The following is a 263-nucleotide window of genomic DNA, read 5'->3' as shown; positions in this document are numbered from 1 at the left end:
GGTAGTGTTCCGCTTTCCCTTGCATTGGGCATTGCAGCTGCCCCAGCGGTGAGAGTTAAGAAGATTGACTGTATCGAAGGTAGCGCCGCATGCGCATATAGTATTTCGCTTCCCTTTGCACTGGAGGTCATTGCTGTTCCGGCGGTGAGCATTAAGCAGGTTAGCCGAATCGAAAGTGGTACCACAGGAGCAGGTGATAGCCTGATTCCACTTGCACCGGGCATCACTGCTGGCCCGGCGGTGAGAGTTAAGCAGATTGACCG

General features: G+C 54.4%; 1 protein-coding gene. It reads left to right on the top strand.

Translation table 11 applies throughout. The features are described from left to right. Nucleotides 1-48 precede the first annotated feature (48 nt). Nucleotides 49-263, top strand: a 215-nt coding sequence (locus E1189_RS22015) for a hypothetical protein (RefSeq protein ID WP_230459789.1), incomplete at its 3' end; no start/stop codon positions are given.

Origin of the sequence: Parendozoicomonas verongulae (genome assembly GCF_009711465.1) — a bacterium.
GTDB lineage: Bacteria > Pseudomonadota > Gammaproteobacteria > Pseudomonadales > Endozoicomonadaceae > Sansalvadorimonas > Sansalvadorimonas verongulae.
Note: the sequence above shows the minus strand (reverse complement) of the source record. Positions and strands in the feature narration are given on the sequence as shown.